The following is a 17,459-nucleotide window of genomic DNA, read 5'->3' as shown; positions in this document are numbered from 1 at the left end:
GAACCCCCTAATTGGTCTGAATAGGATCGCTTCCGCAAGGTTAGCGCCGCTTACGAATTATATTCTCTACGGGAAAGAAACTTTCCTGTTATTATATCACTAATTATTTTCAATTGCTCGGAAAAATTTGATCCATCTGCAAGTTCCACCCAATGAATCTCCTTCATTCTACGAAACCACGAGAGCTGTCGCTTCGCGAATCTTCTCGTATTCCGCTTGAGCAATTCGACCGCTTCCTCTAGCGAATACTCGCCTTCAATATACTTGGCAATCTCTTTATACCCCAATCCTTGCATCGATACGAGACCTTGTCCGCAGCCTTCCGCCAATAGACTCCGCACCTCTTCGATCAGGCCAGCTTCTAACATTTGATCAATTCGCCGTTCTATTCGGTTATATAGCATGTCACGGTCCATTGTCAATCCGATCAAGATCGTCTCATAAGGAGATTCCCTTGTCTGACCCGCCTGCTGCTCCGATAACGAGACCCCTGATAAATGCTTGACCTCCAAGGCACGTATCGTCCTTCTCCGGTCATTAGGGTGAATACGTTCGGCAGATTGTGGGTCTGCCTCCTTCAATAGATCGTGCAAGGCCTCTTCGCCATGTACGTCAGCAAATACGCCAAGCTGCTCCCGATACACCTCGTCCGAACCGGCTTCATTGAATTGAAAATCGTAACAGACCGATTCTATATATAACCCAGTTCCACCTACGATAAACGGTAAGTTGCCTCGGGCATGAATTTCCTGAATCAGGGTGCGGGCTCTCTCCTGGAACTCAGCAACAGAGAACGGATAATCCGGTTCATGGATATCGATCAGATGATGAGGGATGCCGCGTCTCTCGGCTTCCGGTGCTTTGGCCGTGCCGATATCCATCCGTCGGTACACCTGCATGGAATCACCGGAAATAATCTCGCAGCCGAATCGTTCGGCGATATCAAGACTAAGATTCGTCTTGCCTACCGCAGTCGGACCGACAAGGACTAGCAGCTCAGGCTTATGGTTCAATGGGTATCACTCCGTATGCAATTTTGGTTCCGGAACGGACCCAGCGCTCGAAGCCGAGCCGTTCGAATTCACCACTGTCTCGATGCTCCTTGAGCACGATTCGTTTGCGGGCCACACGTCTTGCTTGCAAGATCGTCGATTCGGATAAAGGATTATGATTCGCTAGTCGTCGTAACGGCTGCAATCCACTAGAATCGTGAATCGGGCTGCGAAACATCGGGTCGAAGTAGACGATATCGACGCTTCGGTCGGGCAACTGCTCCAATATCTGCATATGGTCGCCTTGCTTCACTTCAATTCTGCGCATCGCTTCATTGAAAGACGGCAGATGTGTCTTGTAGTTCGCTAACCCTTCACGAACGAGAATGTGCAGCGCAGGCTCGCTCTCGATTGCCGTTACATGCCCGGTCGAGCCTACCGCGAAGGAAAACACGATGGAGTCCGAGGCCAGTCCGGCCGTACAATCGAGAACCGTGTCTCCCGGCTGTACAGCTGCACATTCCATCAAGGCATCTCCTTCTCCTTGCAGAAGACGTTTCACACGTACGAATGACATGCTCGGGTGGAAAAACATCGGAGCCGGTTCAGTACCGGCTGGGTCTAATTCGTGATCAAGTCCCATGTAGAGCTTCAATTGATCGTCCGCCTGAAGCAGGATAGGTGAAGCTCCATACGAATCGAGCATTTTGCGGATAGACTTTCCTTCGCGCGGAACCCAACGACAGCCCCATTCCGCTGCAATCCGCTTGGATGCCGCAATCGATTCCGCCGAAGGAGTATGGGAAGTCGTTACGACGAACACTACATCACCCGCTTAAACATTTTTTCCAACTCATATGTGGAGAAGCTGACTACGATCGGACGGCCGTGCGGGCACGTATAAGGATTGCGGCAAGCAGCCAATCGGTCCAGCAGCGCTTCGATTTCTGGAATCGATAAGCTCTGATTCGCTTTGATCGACGCCTTGCAGGAGCACATGATTGCGGCCTTCTCTCTTAGTTTGGACAAATTTACCGATTTTTTTTCAGCAAGCACCCATTCGGCCATTTCATCGATCAGCGTCTTCTCGTCATTCGGTGGAAACCAGTGCGGTAAGGCGCGAACGATGAAGGAATTCCCTCCGAACGGTTCCAAGTAAACGCCGACCTGCTCGAATAACGGCAGCTTCGCTTCTATAGCTCCGGCGTCAGATGAAGTAAACTCAAGTGTGATCGGCAGCAGCAGCTCTTGGCTCGCTTGTGCGGGCTGACCGAACTTCTCATAATAATATTCGTAATGAATGCGTTCATGAGCGGCATGCTGGTCGACTAAATACAAGCCACGCTCGTGCTGCGCTACGATGTATGTACCGTGCATCTGTCCGATCGGTTCCAGCTTAGGGAACTCAGGTAAGCTTGGTGCGGATTCGGGCGTCGGATCTGGCAGCATTTCCTTGATTTTATCGTATGGCAGCGAGCTGACGGGAGGCACAGGGACGGAAGATCGGACCTTGACAGCGGATGAATCGTTATCCTTCCGAACTTCTGAATAGGATACAGACGGCCTATCCACTTGAGGAGTGGCTTGCTGAGCCAAAGATGGCTGCATAGACTCCACAGTCTGGGGCATCGGTGATTTCTGAGCTCCAGCGAACGGGTCTGTCATTTCCACTGTTGGTCGATACAACTCCATCCGCTCTTGCACGACCTGCTCGCGTATGACGCTCGATGGTGTTACCTTACCCCCTTGTGGAATTAGCACCTGCTGCTGCAGCGTCTGGCGAATACACCCTTCCACAAACTGGATGAGCTCAGACTCCTTGCTGAAGCGCACTTCGAGCTTGGACGGATGCACGTTCACGTCGACCAATTCCGGATCCATCCGGATGCTAAGCGCCGCTATCGGAAATCGGTTAATCGGCAAGAACGTATGGTAAGCGTTCAGTATGGCATGATTCAAGGCATAGTTACGAATGAACCGTCCATTCAGGAATAAGCTGATCGCCTGACGGTTAGCGCGGGTCAATTCCGGCTTCGATACGTACCCCTGCAGTTGATAATCAGGATGATCACCTTCAACTAGAAGCATCGTCTTCGCAGTAGACGTCCCGTAGACAGCTGCAATGACTTGCAGCCGATCACCATTTCCCAATGTGCGTAAAAGTTCATTGCCATTATGTCGCAAGCTGAAGGCAATTCCCGGATGGGCCATAGCAAGCCGATACATATAATCGGATATGTGCCCGAGCTCCGTCTGGATCGTCTTCATATATTTCAAGCGAGCCGGCGTGTTATAGAACAAATCCTTGATTGTAAAAGAAGTTCCTCTCGCAGCAGCCGTCTCTTCGAACGCTCGAACAGTCCCGCCTTCTATCGTCAGCTTGCGTCCGAGGCCTGATGTATCGTTGGCTGTCGTACACTCGACCCTGGACACTGCTGCAATACTGGGGAGCGCCTCGCCTCGGAAGCCGAGCGTGCGAATCTGAAACAAGTCCTTCCCTCCGACGATCTTACTCGTAGCATGCCGACTGAAAGCCAACTCGCAATCCTCCGGCTCCATCCCGGAACCGTTGTCCGTTACCCGAATGAGATCCAGTCCGCCCTCCTCAATCTGAACATCGATTCGGGTGCTTCCTGCGTCGATCGCGTTCTCCACCAGCTCCTTGACGACCGAAGCCGGTCGCTCCACCACTTCACCTGCGGCAATCTGATTCGCTACATGGTCGTCAAGAACGCGTATAATTCCCATCAGCGACTCTCCTTTCCTGCTTCCTTCTGGACATGCAGATCAACCTGATCTCCACTAGTCTCCCAAGTCAGCTGAGCAAATTGCTTTTGGAACTCTGCTACGTCGATCAAACCTACACCATCACGATTAATCATTCCACTGTCTGCTCCGTAGGATACCGTTGCATTTGATCCGGCAGTTGTAGCGCCATCTACACTTGTTGTACCTGTGGCGATCTCAATCGCCTGTTGTTGATCATTCCAGACAATCTTGCCCCCCACCATGGACGCTAATAACCGTGCTGGTACGTACAAGCGACCGGACAATTGCAACGGAACAAGCTTGTCCGCCATGGCCAGCCCATTGACTTTCACGTTGTCCTTGTCCATCTTAACATTCAGTGCCGCACTGCCCGCTTCTCGCAAGGCGGTAATGAACTGAGGCGTAGCTCCTTCTACTTGAACATCCGGTGTAATGCCGACATGATTGACCGGCTTGCCCTTAGGGGTGAAATATTGTTCGATTGTGACCTTGACTGCTGCACCGGATGATAGCATGACTATGCTTTGTACGCTACCTTTCCCATAAGTCAGGGTTCCGACAATCTTCGCTTTCCCATAATCCTGCAACGCCCCGGAGAGCACCTCGGAAGCGCTCGCGCTGCTCTCATTCACGAGAAAGACGACAGGGACTGCCACGGTATTACCGCCCTTCAGCAGGACAGGACTGTCCACTCCATTCCGGTCTTTCGTATGGATCAATGTCCCTTCCGGAATGAACTGCTCGGCAATATGCTGAGCTGTCTCCAATACACCGCCTGGGTTGTCGCGAAGGTCGACGATCAGTCGTGAGATGGACTTCTTCTTCAACTGCTCCAACTGAGCAGCGAACAGTTCATCTGTCGTATCGGTAAAACCGGTTACTTGCATGTACCCTGACCCATCGTCCAATACTTGACTTACAACGGAAGGTACGGATATGGCACGGCGTGTCAGTTGGATCGTGCTGAGCTTGTCGTCCTTGCGGAGCAGCGTGATAGATACCCCGGTTCCTTCGGGGCCCTTCACAACGCCGGTAATATTCTCGAGCGATAAGCCCATCATGCTCTTCCCGTTCACTTCCTGTATGTAATCCCCTGACACGAGACCTGCTTCTTCTGCCGGACTGCCAGCAAATACTTCTACGATACGCGTCCCCTTCTCATCTTGCGACAGCTTGGCGCCGATGCCAACGTAGACCATACCCAATTCGTTATTGAAGAGCGCATATTGTTCCTTCGTGAAATATACCGTGTACGGATCTTTCAACGAGGCGATCATTCCCTGGATGGCCGCATCTGTCAACTTCTCGTCAGTCACGCCGCTCACGTGGTTGTTCTTCAGTGTGTCATATACTTCTCCCAGTCGCGTTAAAGCTTCGTCCTGGGTTTCGGCCGCATAAACCGCTTGCGGTATGAGCGCTCCGGCTGTTACCCCGCAGCCTAGTGCGAATACGGCGGCTAGCCTTAATCCGATCCGCGTCCTCTGAATCGTCCCTGCTAAGTTCATTCCATCTTCCTCCTCATAGTTCCAAGCAATTTCGACGCGGCCTCAGCCGCAGCTGAGTTATTTGTCCTGCGTCTGCTGTTTCAAGTCGAATAAGAAATTCATCGCCTGCATCGGCGTCATGTTGATCAGATCGGCGGCCCGCAGCTGCTCCAGCAGCTTCTCCGCGGCCGCCTCGCCCCTCGGCTTCGCCTTGGCGCCCGAGAGCTTGTTCGGAGCTTCGCCGAACAAGCTCAACTGCACCGCCGCGTCCCCCGCAGGGGGCTCCGCGGCGGCGGCAACGGCTACGCCGGCGTCGGCCTGGGCCGAGCCGGCGGCAGCCTCTTCGCGGGCCAGCCGCAGGGCGGCCCGCGCTTCAAAATCACCGAGCAGGCTGTAAGCCCGCTCGATGATAGGGCCCGGCAGCCCGGCGATGCGGGCGCAGTAGATGCCGTAGCTCGTGCTGGCCGCACCGCGGATCAGCCGGCGCAGGAACGTGACCTGCTGGCCGCTCTCCTTCACGGCCATGCAGTAATTGCGCAGGCTGGCGAGCGTCTCCTCCAGATGCGCCAGCTCATGGAAGTGCGTCGAGACGAGCGTACGGCAGCCGACACGGTCATGAAGATACTCGATGACCGCTTGCGCGATCGCCATCCCTTCCCCGGTCGATGTGCCGCGTCCGAGCTCGTCGATGATCACAAGGCTGCGCGATGTGGCCTTCGCGGTCATCGACTGGATGTCCATCATCTCTACCATGAACGTGCTCTGACCGCCAACAAGATCGTCTGCCGCGCCGATCCGCGTGAAGATACGGTCTGTGATCGGAATGCGCGCTGCAGTGGCTGGAACGAAGCAGCCGATCTGAGCCATGATGCAGATGGTCGCTACTTGGCGCATATAGGTGCTCTTCCCTGCCATGTTCGGACCCGTAATGAGCAGTACATGCCCATCCTCCTCGGACATGCGGGTATCGTTCGCCATGAAGGCTCCGTTCTTCAAGATCGCTTCCACAACAGGATGCCGACCTTCCTCGATCAGCAGCTCGTCGCGCTCGTCACACAACTCCGGCTTTACGTACCGATATGCCGCACTTACAGCAGCCATCGCCTGCAGCGCATCGATCGCGGCGATCGCTTCCGCCAGCTGCTGCAGCCGCTTCAACTGATCGGCTACCTCCAGACGAAGCTGTAAGAACAGCTCGGATTCCAGGCCAACCATCTTCTCCTCCGCTTCCAGAATGAGAACTTCCTTCTCCTTCAGCTCAGGGGTCACATAGCGCTCCGCATTCGCAAGCGTCTGCTTACGCTCGTAGCGATCCATCGGCAGACTGTTGGCACTGCTGCGCGACGCTTCCAAGTAGTAGCCGAACACTTTATTAAAGCCGATCTTCAGCGACTTCACGCCGGTCAACTCCCGCTCCCGCTTCTCCAGCTCGGCTAGCCATTGCTTCCCGTTCGTACTCGCTTCCTTCAGTTGATCCAAGTAGGTGTCGAATCCATCCCGAATTAACCCGCCTTCTCGCGTCGATACCGGGGGCTCGTCCACAATGGCGGAGGCAATCCGATCGCGCAAGTCGCCGCATTCATCGAGTGATTGCCCTAGCTCCCTAAGCGTTGCCGATCCGGAAGTCAGACAAGTATGCTTAATCGACGGTACTTGCTCGAGCGACAGTTGTAACGCCTGCAAATCCCTGGCGTTCGCATTGCCATAGGCGATACGGCCAACAAGCCGCTGCAAGTCATAGACGTCCTTCAACTGCTGTCTCAATTCTTCCCGTACAATCAACTGATTGTATAAGCAATCGACGGCTTCTAGTCGCTCTTCGATTTTCCCACGATTCATGAGAGGCTTGTCCACCCAACGACGAAGCAGCCGCCCGCCCATTGAAGTTACCGTACGGTCTAGCAGCCAGAGCAGAGAACCTTTCTTCGTACGTTCACGCACGGTCTCCACGAGCTCCAGATTGCGACGGGTAAATGGATCAAGCGTCATGTATTGCCGATGCTCATACCCTTGGACGTCGGTAATATGCGCTAGCGCTCTTTTCTGAGTTTCACTAAGATAACCCATTAGCAGGGCGACCGCCTCGTAACGAGCCGGTTCCAGCGAGTCAGTCGCCCTATCCGGGAATTGCTCATGCATGAGCTGACTATTGGCCACAACTTCCCAATCAGTCAATAACTTGGCCGAAGGCTGTGTCCACTCATTCTGTCTCATCCGATCCAACACATCCGGGTTGCCCAGCAATTCCGATGGGGAGTAGACGTTCATCTCATCAATCAAGGCATCGAGTGATTCTTCAATGGACGTGACGAACAGCTCTCCTGTCGTCAAATCACAAGCGGCCAGCCCGAAAGTCCGCTCGACGGCGGACACGCAGACGATGAAGTTATTTTTGGCTTCCCCCAACGTCTTCCCGTCCATGACGGTACCTGGGGTAACGATCTTCACAATTTCTCGGCGCACAACGCCCTTCGCCGTAGCGGGATCTTCCACTTGCTCGCAGATCGCCACTTTGTACCCTTTTTCAACCAGTCTTGCTATGTAATTCTCGGCCGCGTGGTAAGGGACCCCGCACATGGGAATGCGTTCTTCCTGTCCGCCTTCGCGGCCGGTTAATGTAATTTCCAGCTCCTGAGAAGCTTTAATAGCATCATCGAAAAACATCTCGTAAAAGTCGCCCAGCCGGAAGAACAAAAAAGCGTCCTTCGCCTGCTCCTTCACGGACAAATACTGTTCAATCATCGGCGTGTACTTCGTCATCGTTCTCCTCCACCCGCAACATTCATTTCTCGGTTCCTATTATAGCATGAATTGTCGGATCGTGAACTTGCCCGTCGAAGGGAGAGATTTTCCACAACGGCCGAATATCGCGGCGTTCGTCCCAGGCTTGCATCGCGAAGAGGGACTGTTTATAAGGCTCCAGCCAGTCGGCCCAAGCTTGGTAACCAGGCAGTCGTTCCATATCGCTCCACAGTGACTTGACAAGCGGCAGCAGCTCGGATTTACTCCCATCGTAGTACTGTCTCTGGACGGCTGCATGAGTAAGCGGACGTTGCGTGAGCTCCTTATAATGTGTAGCGACAAGCGCAGTTGAAGCGAGCACGCCTCTAGCCAGACGCGGCGAGACTAACCAACTGGGAAGCGTGCGGTATTCGAAGCCTCCATGCTTCTGGCGGCGGAAATCGCCCAGGAATCCGTAGCGCGGACGGCGCCGAACAGATCTGGCCTCCTCCGCCAACACAAGGGGCAGCGCCACATAATTGTCCAACGCCCGCAGCAGTGTGGTGTTCAACCAGATGCGGCTCATATGCACATGTCCTCCCAGAGCGAAGCCCTTCGCTGGCATAGCGCCAGCAACCCAAATCAGACTATCATCGAGAATATAGTCTGCGGCAAGCTGCATGGCCTGACGTATATGACGCACGAGCTTTCTCGGATCCGGTGTCGGGGTCGGCCGCAACTCCGCCAGCGGGAAACGTTTCACACCGCGAATCGTCAATACGTCGCACCCTGCGGAGCCATTCTTAGGTAAATATCGGGAAGCATGCACAATCGTTCCGGCATTATCCGCGATTAGAAATTCCGGATCAGCGCCCAGAATGGGCAATTCTTGTCGCTGACTTGCCGTAATGTACTCCCGTTGGAACCGACCAATCGCTTCGGCGAATAGCTCTGCCAAGCGATCATCGAGCTCAGGATAAGGGATCACCGACAATATTTCCGGCTCACCCGACGCTGGAAAGACGACATCAACGACGCCGTAATCCAGTCCAAGGGCGTATAACGCTTTCACCGCCTCCCGTACCGCCGAAGCACCACGTTTGCCCATTCGTTCCAAGCCGGTTTCTACGAAGATGGGGGTAAGCCTCCCTAACTTCCGCAACGACTGCGGCTCTCTGTCACGGGCTGCGGATCTCCTGTTGGGCGGCTCCATGAACCGGAGATGGGTTGCCTCATGTTCACTAAGTGATGTGACGGTAACCGGCATACGCAGGCGAATCGCCGCATTGGACTGGGCACTGAATAAGGTAAGCGCCTCCAGGTGGAACACGGGTACCCGATAATGAAACGAATAATCGCCATCCTTGTTTCTGGCATATTTGGTGTAAGCTGTCGCAATCCCATGCAAGTTCAACTGCTCCGCCATACGTTCCACATTCGTGCAACGTTTCACGTTCGACGGATGATTCAGCACCCAATCGCTCTGAGCCAGGATGGACGACACCTCGTCACCCCATACGATAATCGCTCCTTGACTTTCGTTCGAAACAGGAGCTTTGCTTCCATGAGGAATGTGATGTCGCTCCAATCTCTCCAACAGATTTCGTACATGAACCTGCTCGGCATATAGCAAGAAGACGCTCATGCTCTTCACCTCCACCGCTTATCCTGCTTAATCCGTGTATAAATAGGCTTATTCATCCCCCGACAAGCGCCCAATTGAAACAAAAAAGAGGGCTATCGCCCCCTGCCGAATCCTGGGATTCGTCATATAATGAACTAAACCTTAGTCGAGCTCATCATCTAACAAATCAGGATCGAGATCTTCGAAGTCGCCTTCATCCCCACTGAAATCCATCGACTTCTCCGACAAATCGTCGCACCCGCCTTCACACACGACGACACAAACCGTAGTCTCTGCAACCATCTCGCACAAGAATTCACGTTCCACGCGAATGGATACACTGCCCCCACCTGACGACACATTAGCTTCCACGCAGTTCGGGTCCTGCGTTGCGGTCGCAGACACCTCGACCGTGGAAGCTCTATGTTTGGGATCTAGGTACGAGAGCGGAACCACTTCTACGAATGAGATCGTTTCTTTTGCTACGTCTGTTTTCCGGTTCTTGTCGTAAGAATACCAGATGTTGATATCGTAAGTACCCACTACCTCGACGCCGTCACTAGACTTCACCGCTTCATATTCATGGTTAATGACCCAAGCGCCAAGAATGCTCGTCGGTGTATGTGGCGGGGTTATCGTATGAGTGACCTGCGAAAACTTACGACCTTTACCGCATACCGCTTTCACACGTATTTCCCTGCAATGCGTGTCTCTATCTTTAGTCGACATCCTCTAAACCTCCTCCATACAATCATTCAATAAAGTGTATGCAGGACATTCGTCTAGGGTGACATATTTTTTTCAAAGACGCACAGCATTTCCACGTCGCTTCTTTTCTTTCTTCGCAATATTCAGATAGAGGTGCAGCGATTGACATATTTGAAACAGGGCTGAGCGTACCTCGAACTCCGAGCGGCTGGCCGGCAGAGGCATTTGTTTGTACTGTTGCTCCAGCTCAATCAGAAGCTTCTCGGAATTGCCTGTGTACGTTTCTTGCTTCACATCCCCGCTCAGAATCTCGAATAACGCTGCGGTCGACCGCCCTGGATCGAGCGTCTCATATACTTGCGCCACCAAGTCCATCATCTGTTCTACAATATCTAACTGCTGCTCACGCATATGGAAGTAGGCGTTCCAATATAGATCTTCCTGGAACAGGCGGTTCTCCCCTGCTCGCTTAGCCAGTTCAGCCCCTTCCTGAATCGTATCCCTGGCATCTAGCAGTTCTCGTCCGTCCCATACATAATCATGATTTTTCAAATGCGCAGCAATCTCTCTGAATATCGATGAGAACAAATCCTCGGTTTTCGTTCGTATCTCCATTAGCTGTTGTTCAGCCTTCGGCATATACACCATGTTGATCAAAGTTGCCGTCCCTAACCCCGTCAGAAGCAGCAGCAACTCGTTCACCACCACTTCCTGATCGGCATACCCAAGGGAGAACACATGAAATACGGTTACAGAACAAGTAGCCAAGCCATCCTTCAACCTTGAACGATTCAAGACAGGAATAATAAGCAGGATGTAGAGTGCGATCACCCACAAGTGGAAGCCGAAAAACTTCATCATGACAGCGGCAAGCATAAGACCCAGTACGGAAGCGGCGAGACGTATGACTGAGGTGACGACCCCTTTGCGAATAGTGGATTCCACGCCCAATATGGCCAACAATCCGGCTGACATCGGAAATTGCAGAGACAATAACATGGCCAAGTAGACAGCGATAACGGCTGCGACGGCCGTTTTGATAACTCGAATCCCCATGCTTCCATCCCCATCTTTTTTAACCTCTATGGTACCTTATGGGGGCTCGTGTTTCAAACCGTTCACTGTCTCTTCGCCAATTTCCTCTCGATCATATTAACCGCCTGATACATAATCGCAGCTACAATCGCTATAACGAACAAGCTTCCAATGACTAGCGTGAAGTTGAACACTTGGAAGCCGTAGATGATCAAGTACCCCAAACCAGCCTTGGAGACGAGAAATTCACCCACGATTACGCCCACCCAGGCTAGCCCGACATTCACCTTAAGTGTGGAGACAATCGTAGGAACAGCTGCAGGTAAGATGACCTTGCGGAACGTCTGTGCCCGACTACCGCCGAATACCCGCACAACTTTGACATAGTTCGCATCCACTTCCCGGAAGCTGGTGTAGACGACCAGTGTTGTAATGATCACTGTAATCGCAAGCGTCGTCGCAATGATGGACCATACGTTGGGCCCTATTCCTACGATGAACAGCGGCCCGAGCGCTACCTTCGGCATACTGTTCAGCACGACAATGAACGGGTCCAGCGTACGAGCCAGGAACTTGGAGCCCCAGAGCAGTGTTGCGAATGCTGTGCCGCATAAGGTGCCGAGTATGAAGCCAGCCGCTGTCTCCAAGACCGTAGCTCCGACATGCGGCAGCAATGTGCCATCCAGCAACTTGACACACAGCAGATGTACGACTTTGCTCGGATAACTGAATAGCAGGATATCAATCCACTTCATCCGTCCAGCCGCTTCCCAGCAACCGAAGAAACCGATAAGGAGAAGGGTGCGGGTCAGCCAGACGAAGCCGGTCTCTGCTCGTTTCTGACGTATATGGGCCTGATAGATCGTGTTCAACCAGGCTGACCGCTCTACTCGCACCGATTCTGTAGGAGTCATACTTTCTGTTGTACGCTCAGGTCGATTCGGTTCGATGCTCATCTTGCCTCCCTCCCCTTCTCCATCTGCTCGAACTCCAGCCATATTTGTTTGAATGTTGCTTGGAATTCCTTCTGCTCTCGTGCTTCGAAAGGCAGCATCGATCGGATTGGTTCGGGAATCCATACTTCTTTGCGAATGGTTCCTGGATTGCTATTCAATACAATGACCCGATCACTTACAGCAATCGCCTCCGAGATATCGTGCGTGACGAGAATCGCCGTTTTCCCGTGTGCTTTCAAAGTTTCAAAGATCAGATCCTCCAATTGCAGCCTCGTCTGGTAGTCAAGGGCCGAGAATGGTTCGTCCAGCAGCAGGATGTCCGGCGATGTGGCAAGTGTCCGGACGAGCGCCACCCGCTGGCGCATTCCTCCTGACAGCTGATAAGGGTAGTGCTGCAGCACCGCACCTAACCCCATCTCTGTCAGCAAATCCACTGTGTGTGACTTCGTCTTTGCATTCAACTGATCTGTCAGCTCCAGACCCAGCAGCGCATTCTGCATAATCGTTCGCCAGGGGAACAAGTAGTCTTGCTGCAGCATGTACCCGACTTGTGTGGAGGGCGCGTTGACCAGCTTTCCTTGGATCTGTACCATCCCAGAAGCAGGGACGATCAAACCAGCGATAATGGACAAAATCGTTGTTTTCCCGCAACCACTCGGCCCGACTAGACTGATGAACTCCCCTTTGTTCACGGTTAGGTCAATATGTTCTACGGCCAAGGAAGCCTCCTTGTCGGTCACATACACATGAGTCACATCTTGCAGCATAACGGCTGCTTCATTCATTGTTGCTCACCTCAATGTTTTACCCCGATGTTTACCCCAAAAAGTGGCGTGATACTCTGTAGCTTAGTCCGATTACTTTTTGGCTGTATCGATTGCTTTTTGTGCGAATTTTGTGTTGACCAGCTTCTTGTACTCTACGCGCTGCTTGAGTTCACCGGCCGCTTCCATGACATCTTGCAAGTTGTTCCATTCTTTCTCGTCCACAATCGGGTCGGTTGCGAATGAGCTCTGCTCCTTATAACGTTTCACCACGTTTAAGACGATAGCCCGGTCCGTGTCTTTGAAATAGGGCAGTACGGCATCCGTTATCTCATCGATGGATTTCGCAGCCACCCACTGTTGGGCTTTGTAGATCGCGTTCGTGAACTTCTGTATCGTATTAGGGTTTTTGTCCAAAATACTGCTCTTTGTCATGAATACCGTATACGGAAGTTTACCGCTCTCCACTCCGAACGAGGCAATGACGAATCCTTTGCCTTCCTTCTCGATCACGGTAGCTTGTGGTTCGAACAACTGAACATAATCGCCAGTTCCGGAAGAAAAAGCTGCTGGAATATTGGCAAAATCGACGTTCTGGATGAGCTTCATATCTTTTTGTGGATCGATTCCCTTCTTCTTCAGCGTGAACTCACCTGCCATCTGTGGCATCCCTCCCTTGCGCTGGCCAAGGAACGTACTGCCCTTCAAGCTATTCCAGTTGAAGTTAGGAACAGGTTTCCTGGAGACGAGGAACGTTCCATCCGTTTGCGTCAGTTGTGCGAAGTTGATGACCGGATCGTCAGACCCTTGCTGCTGCACATAAATGGACGTTTCCGAGCCAACAAGCGCTACGTCGATCGCGTTCGAGAGCAGCGCCGTCATCGTTTTGTCCCCGCCTGGCGTTGTTTGCAGTTCGACCTCAAGCCCTTCCTCTTTGAACATTCCTTTGGACAATGCCACATATTGTGGCGCATAAAAAATYGATCGGGTTACTTCACCGATTCTTACCGTGGTCAGTTCTGCCTTCGAAGAAGTGCAGCCTGCAAGCGGTACTAGTAAGCCGATCCCCGTTACAAGTAGCAGCTTCAATCCTATCGATTTCATCGAAAATCCTCCCCATATTGCATAGATGCAATATCTTATGCAGCCACCTTTCCTCGGGTCAATCGGATCGTAAAGTAATCAGGTAACTGGAAAACCTCCTGCTAATTTATGTAATTCTCAATTGAGACAAATTAACAGGAGGTTTTCCCTGTAACATCTCGTATTCAGCGGGTAATCCAGCAATTTCCTACATAACAAATAACCCCAGCCAGTGGCAGTGGCTGGGGGTTGAGTATGTTGCGAGTCATTATAGTACGCAGGTATTTTCACTTAGCGCCTGTAACCGATTGTAGAAACGGCCTTAGATGGCCAATGGAGCGCGAAGCGCCCGGTGCAAGGCCGGAAATGAGGCTGTCGATTCATTGTGGACAAGAGATATTTCGGCTTACAGCCCCTGCGGTTGGCCTTTCTCGTGCTGTAAGCCGATTTTTGAGGCTGTCGATTAACTTTGGATATGAGGAGTGTAGAGTGAAAAAGAGGACCCCAGCGAGTTTTGGCTTGAACCTCCATACCACTTGATCCCTTATACAATCAGGKAGGTTCAAACAAGATGTTTGAGCTAAAGGGGTCCTTTTTCACTTGGAACGGCCGTCTTAGCATCTACCAACAGTTAATCGACAGCCTCTTTTTTCGGCTTACAGGGCTTTTTCACTTGGCACGGTCGTCTTAGCCTCTATCTACTGTTAATCGACAGCCTCATCATTCAACTTACAGTCGGTAAATATCTTTGTACTTCTCTTCGATGTATTCGACCAGGTAAGCCGGGTTCAATTCCTCGCCCGTCACGTTCAAGATGATCTCCGACGGTGTGAGAAGCTTGCCGTACTTGTAGATCCGTTCGGTCAGCCACTCCTTGATCGCCAGCAGCTCCCCGTTCCGAATTTTCGCTTCGAAATCCGGTAACTCCTTCATTAAAGTCGCACGTATTTGGGCAGCATACATATTGCCAAGCGCATAGGATGGGAAGTAACCGAAAGCACCACCCGACCAATGCACGTCCTGCAGTACACCTTCCCCATCGTTCGATGGCTCGATGCCTAAATACTCCTTGTACTTGGCGTTCCAAGCGGCTGGAAGGTCCTTCACATCTAACGTCCCGCTGAACAACTCCTTCTCCAGCTCATACCGGATCATGATGTGCAGGTTATACGTCAGCTCATCCGCTTCAATACGGATAAGTGAAGGCTTCACGTCGTTGATGCCGCGATAGAACAACTCGACGGGAACTTTGCTGAAGTGCTCCGAATATTGCTCTTGCAGTTTCGGATAGTACTTCTGCCAGAAGCCCAGACTACGGCCGATCATATTTTCCCAGAAACGGGACTGAGACTCATGGATCCCCATGGAAGTTCCGGTGCAGAGCGGTGTCCCGATAAGGTCTGTCGATATATTTTGCTCATACAGCGCATGACCGCCCTCATGGATCGTTCCGAATAAGGCGCTCGTCACATCGTTAGGGAGGAACCGGGTCGTAATCCGCACGTCACCTGGATTGAGTCCAGTTGCGAACGGATGTGCACTCTCGTCCAGTCGACCGGCTTCGAAGTCGTAGCCCATCTGGCGGAGCGTGAACAAGCTGAATTCCTTCTGCAGCTTAATGTCGAACTGTTGCTGCAGGAACGACCGATGCGGCTTATGGGGCGAAGCCTGGATCGCAGCTACGAGAGGCACCAGCTTGCGCCGCAGCTCCCCGAACACTTGATCCAGCTTAGCTACTGTCATGCCTGGTTCATACATGTCAAGCAGCGTATTATACGGATGGTCTACATAGCCCCACAGGTCGATGAACTCGCGATTGTAAGCTACGATCTTTTCCAGATAAGGACTGAACGTCGCGTAATCGGATTTGGGTTTCACCTCTTCCCACACCGACTCGGCTTGGGACGTTAGCACGACATATTGTTTATACTTTTCAGGTGGAATGCGCTTGCTGCGGTCGTAGTCTTTCTTGCACTCGGTGACGATCTTCTTGTTGATCTGATCTAACTGCTCGAATGTAGGTGGATCCAGCAACGCTTCCAGATAACTCCCCATTTGATCGGACACGGACAACTTGAACATCTCGGACGACAATTCGCCGATGACTTCTGAGCGAGCCTCACTCCCCTTGCGCGGAGCGCCTGTCCGCAAATCCCAGTAGATTAAGCCAAGTGCTTCCTCATAGCTTTTCATCTTCTTCACATAAGCGCGAAATTCCGTCAGTGTGTTTTCATACGATGCTCCCAATTGGATTCCCTCCCGGTCAAATGATAGTCATTACCTTTTGATCTTACTTTTTCTGGGTAAAAGAATCAACTTTCGCTCTTATTTGTGGTAAAATATTTTCTAAAATACTTTCATTAACACGACTGTTGCCAATAGGAGGAAAAGGAACATGCAAATTACTTATACCCAAGAAGCCGTCACCCACATTCAGCATGTCCTTGATGAGACCCAGCCTGGAGCGCCAACCCGAATCAAGCTCGCTTATGATTCCGAAGGATGCGGTTGCGCTGTGAACGGAGTCGCTGCGTTATGGCTCGTTGAAGAACCGCAAGTGGACGATATCGAGTCCGAAGCTTCACCATACCGGACCTTGTACGACAAGAAGCATGCGGTGTTCTTCGATGAGCAGGTAACTGTGGATTATAATCCCCAGAAACGGGCGTTCACGTTGAAGAGCAAGCAGCAAATTTATAACACGATGATGCGATTAATCGATAAGAGATCCGGAGGTCGCCATGTACAACATTAATGAAATCCTGGAATACAACCGGACGTTTGTAGAAAACAAGGAATTCGAACAATTCCGCACGACCCGCTTCCCCGACAAGCGGATGGTCATTCTGACTTGTATGGATACGCGGCTTGTTGAACTGCTGCCCAAGGCGATGAACATCCACAATGGCGACGTGAAGCTGATCAAGAACGCTGGAGCGATCGTGACCCAACCCTTCGGTAACATCATGCGCAGCATCATCGTCGCGATCTATGAGCTGAACGCGGACGAAGTGCTCGTGGTCGGGCACTATCAGTGCGGCATGACGGGTCTCGACTCTGAACGGATTATCACCAAGGCTAGAGAGCAAGGCATCACGGACGACACGATCTCGACGTTGCACCATTCCGGGATTAATCTGAGTCGCTGGTTGACCGGGTTTGATGATGTGAAGCAAAGTGTGGAGAACAGTGTGGACATTATCCGCAATCATCCCCTGCTGCCGAAAAATATTCCCGTCCATGGCATGCTGATCGACCCGGAGACTGGGAAGTTGGACTTGCTTGTCGATGGGTATGCGTATCTGGATGAAAAATCCTAAGTA

General features: G+C 52.1%; 14 protein-coding genes. 2 read left to right on the top strand and 12 right to left on the bottom strand.

What is annotated here, in order from left to right; genetic code table 11:
* Positions 1-50 precede the first annotated feature (50 nt).
* The 12 genes from miaA to AC1DWB_RS19480 form a co-directional block, all read right to left on the bottom strand.
* Complete coding sequence (gene miaA, locus AC1DWB_RS19535) at positions 51-1,013, bottom strand: tRNA (adenosine(37)-N6)-dimethylallyltransferase MiaA (protein ID WP_477542764.1); 963 nt, start codon at positions 1,011-1,013, stop codon at positions 51-53.
* Positions 1,003-1,815, bottom strand: coding sequence for a class I SAM-dependent methyltransferase (locus tag AC1DWB_RS19530; RefSeq protein ID WP_477542763.1), 813 nt, complete (start codon positions 1,813-1,815; stop codon positions 1,003-1,005). The genes miaA and AC1DWB_RS19530 overlap by 11 nt, the downstream gene beginning before the upstream one ends.
* Positions 1,815-3,740, bottom strand: a complete 1,926-nt coding sequence (gene mutL / locus AC1DWB_RS19525; protein ID WP_477542762.1) for a DNA mismatch repair endonuclease MutL — start codon at positions 3,738-3,740, stop codon at positions 1,815-1,817. The genes AC1DWB_RS19530 and mutL overlap by 1 nt, the downstream gene beginning before the upstream one ends.
* Positions 3,740-5,266, bottom strand: coding sequence for a S41 family peptidase (locus tag AC1DWB_RS19520; RefSeq protein ID WP_477542761.1), 1,527 nt, complete (start codon positions 5,264-5,266; stop codon positions 3,740-3,742). Before AC1DWB_RS19520 ends, mutL begins: the two co-directional genes overlap by 1 nt.
* 57 nt (positions 5,267-5,323) lie before the next feature.
* Positions 5,324-8,005: a DNA mismatch repair protein MutS gene (mutS, locus tag AC1DWB_RS19515; RefSeq protein WP_477542760.1), complete on the bottom strand. Its 2,682-nt coding sequence runs from the start codon at positions 8,003-8,005 to the stop codon at positions 5,324-5,326.
* 22 nt (positions 8,006-8,027) lie between these two features.
* Positions 8,028-9,611, bottom strand: a complete 1,584-nt coding sequence (locus AC1DWB_RS19510; RefSeq protein WP_477542759.1) for a putative amidoligase domain-containing protein — start codon at positions 9,609-9,611, stop codon at positions 8,028-8,030.
* A 141-nt stretch (positions 9,612-9,752) separates the two neighbouring features.
* The gene (gene cotE, locus AC1DWB_RS19505) at positions 9,753-10,319 is read right to left on the bottom strand and encodes an outer spore coat protein CotE (protein ID WP_477542758.1); all 567 of its coding nucleotides are present in this window, start codon (positions 10,317-10,319) and stop codon (positions 9,753-9,755) included.
* 72 nt (positions 10,320-10,391) lie between these two features.
* Complete coding sequence (locus AC1DWB_RS19500) at positions 10,392-11,354, bottom strand: aromatic acid exporter family protein (protein ID WP_477542757.1); 963 nt, start codon at positions 11,352-11,354, stop codon at positions 10,392-10,394.
* 62 nt (positions 11,355-11,416) lie between these two features.
* Complete coding sequence (locus AC1DWB_RS19495) at positions 11,417-12,247, bottom strand: ABC transporter permease (RefSeq protein ID WP_477542777.1); 831 nt, start codon at positions 12,245-12,247, stop codon at positions 11,417-11,419.
* Positions 12,248-12,285: 38 nt separating this feature from the next.
* The gene (locus AC1DWB_RS19490) at positions 12,286-13,074 is read right to left on the bottom strand and encodes an ABC transporter ATP-binding protein (RefSeq protein WP_477542756.1); all 789 of its coding nucleotides are present in this window, start codon (positions 13,072-13,074) and stop codon (positions 12,286-12,288) included.
* Positions 13,075-13,146: 72 nt separating this feature from the next.
* Complete coding sequence (locus tag AC1DWB_RS19485; RefSeq protein ID WP_477542755.1) at positions 13,147-14,157, bottom strand: ABC transporter substrate-binding protein; 1,011 nt, start codon at positions 14,155-14,157, stop codon at positions 13,147-13,149.
* A gap of 708 nt (positions 14,158-14,865) precedes the next feature.
* The gene (locus AC1DWB_RS19480) at positions 14,866-16,383 is read right to left on the bottom strand and encodes a carboxypeptidase M32 (protein WP_477542754.1); all 1,518 of its coding nucleotides are present in this window, start codon (positions 16,381-16,383) and stop codon (positions 14,866-14,868) included.
* 148 nt (positions 16,384-16,531) lie between these two features.
* Between AC1DWB_RS19480 and AC1DWB_RS19475 the strand changes: the two genes are divergently transcribed.
* Complete coding sequence (locus tag AC1DWB_RS19475) at positions 16,532-16,891, top strand: iron-sulfur cluster biosynthesis family protein (RefSeq protein WP_477542753.1); 360 nt, start codon at positions 16,532-16,534, stop codon at positions 16,889-16,891.
* Complete coding sequence (locus tag AC1DWB_RS19470; protein ID WP_477542752.1) at positions 16,878-17,456, top strand: beta-class carbonic anhydrase; 579 nt, start codon at positions 16,878-16,880, stop codon at positions 17,454-17,456. The genes AC1DWB_RS19475 and AC1DWB_RS19470 overlap by 14 nt, the downstream gene beginning before the upstream one ends.
* Positions 17,457-17,459: the final 3 nt, after the last annotated feature.

It is taken from the genome of Paenibacillus sp. P4_E11 (genome assembly GCF_056401635.1).
This window is presented reverse-complemented; position numbering and strand designations above follow the sequence as displayed.

What these genes read in the sequence shown, in the direction of transcription:
- AC1DWB_RS19520 (WP_477542761.1), bottom strand. Translation starts at nt 5,266, where the DNA reads ATGAACTTAGCAGGGACGATTCAGAGGACGCGGATCGGATTAAGGCTA.
- cotE (WP_477542758.1), bottom strand. Translation starts at nt 10,319, where the DNA reads ATGTCGACTAAAGATAGAGACACGCATTGCAGGGAAATACGTGTGAAA.
- AC1DWB_RS19510 (WP_477542759.1), bottom strand. Translation starts at nt 9,611, where the DNA reads ATGAGCGTCTTCTTGCTATATGCCGAGCAGGTTCATGTACGAAATCTG.
- mutS (WP_477542760.1), bottom strand. Translation starts at nt 8,005, where the DNA reads ATGACGAAGTACACGCCGATGATTGAACAGTATTTGTCCGTGAAGGAG.
- AC1DWB_RS19470 (WP_477542752.1), top strand. Translation starts at nt 16,878, where the DNA reads ATGTACAACATTAATGAAATCCTGGAATACAACCGGACGTTTGTAGAA.
- mutL (WP_477542762.1), bottom strand. Translation starts at nt 3,740, where the DNA reads ATGGGAATTATACGCGTTCTTGACGACCATGTAGCGAATCAGATTGCC.
- AC1DWB_RS19495 (WP_477542777.1), bottom strand. Translation starts at nt 12,247, where the DNA reads ATGACTCCTACAGAATCGGTGCGAGTAGAGCGGTCAGCCTGGTTGAAC.
- AC1DWB_RS19490 (WP_477542756.1), bottom strand. Translation starts at nt 13,074, where the DNA reads ATGAATGAAGCAGCCGTTATGCTGCAAGATGTGACTCATGTGTATGTG.
- AC1DWB_RS19500 (WP_477542757.1), bottom strand. Translation starts at nt 11,354, where the DNA reads ATGGGGATTCGAGTTATCAAAACGGCCGTCGCAGCCGTTATCGCTGTC.
- AC1DWB_RS19475 (WP_477542753.1), top strand. Translation starts at nt 16,532, where the DNA reads ATGCAAATTACTTATACCCAAGAAGCCGTCACCCACATTCAGCATGTC.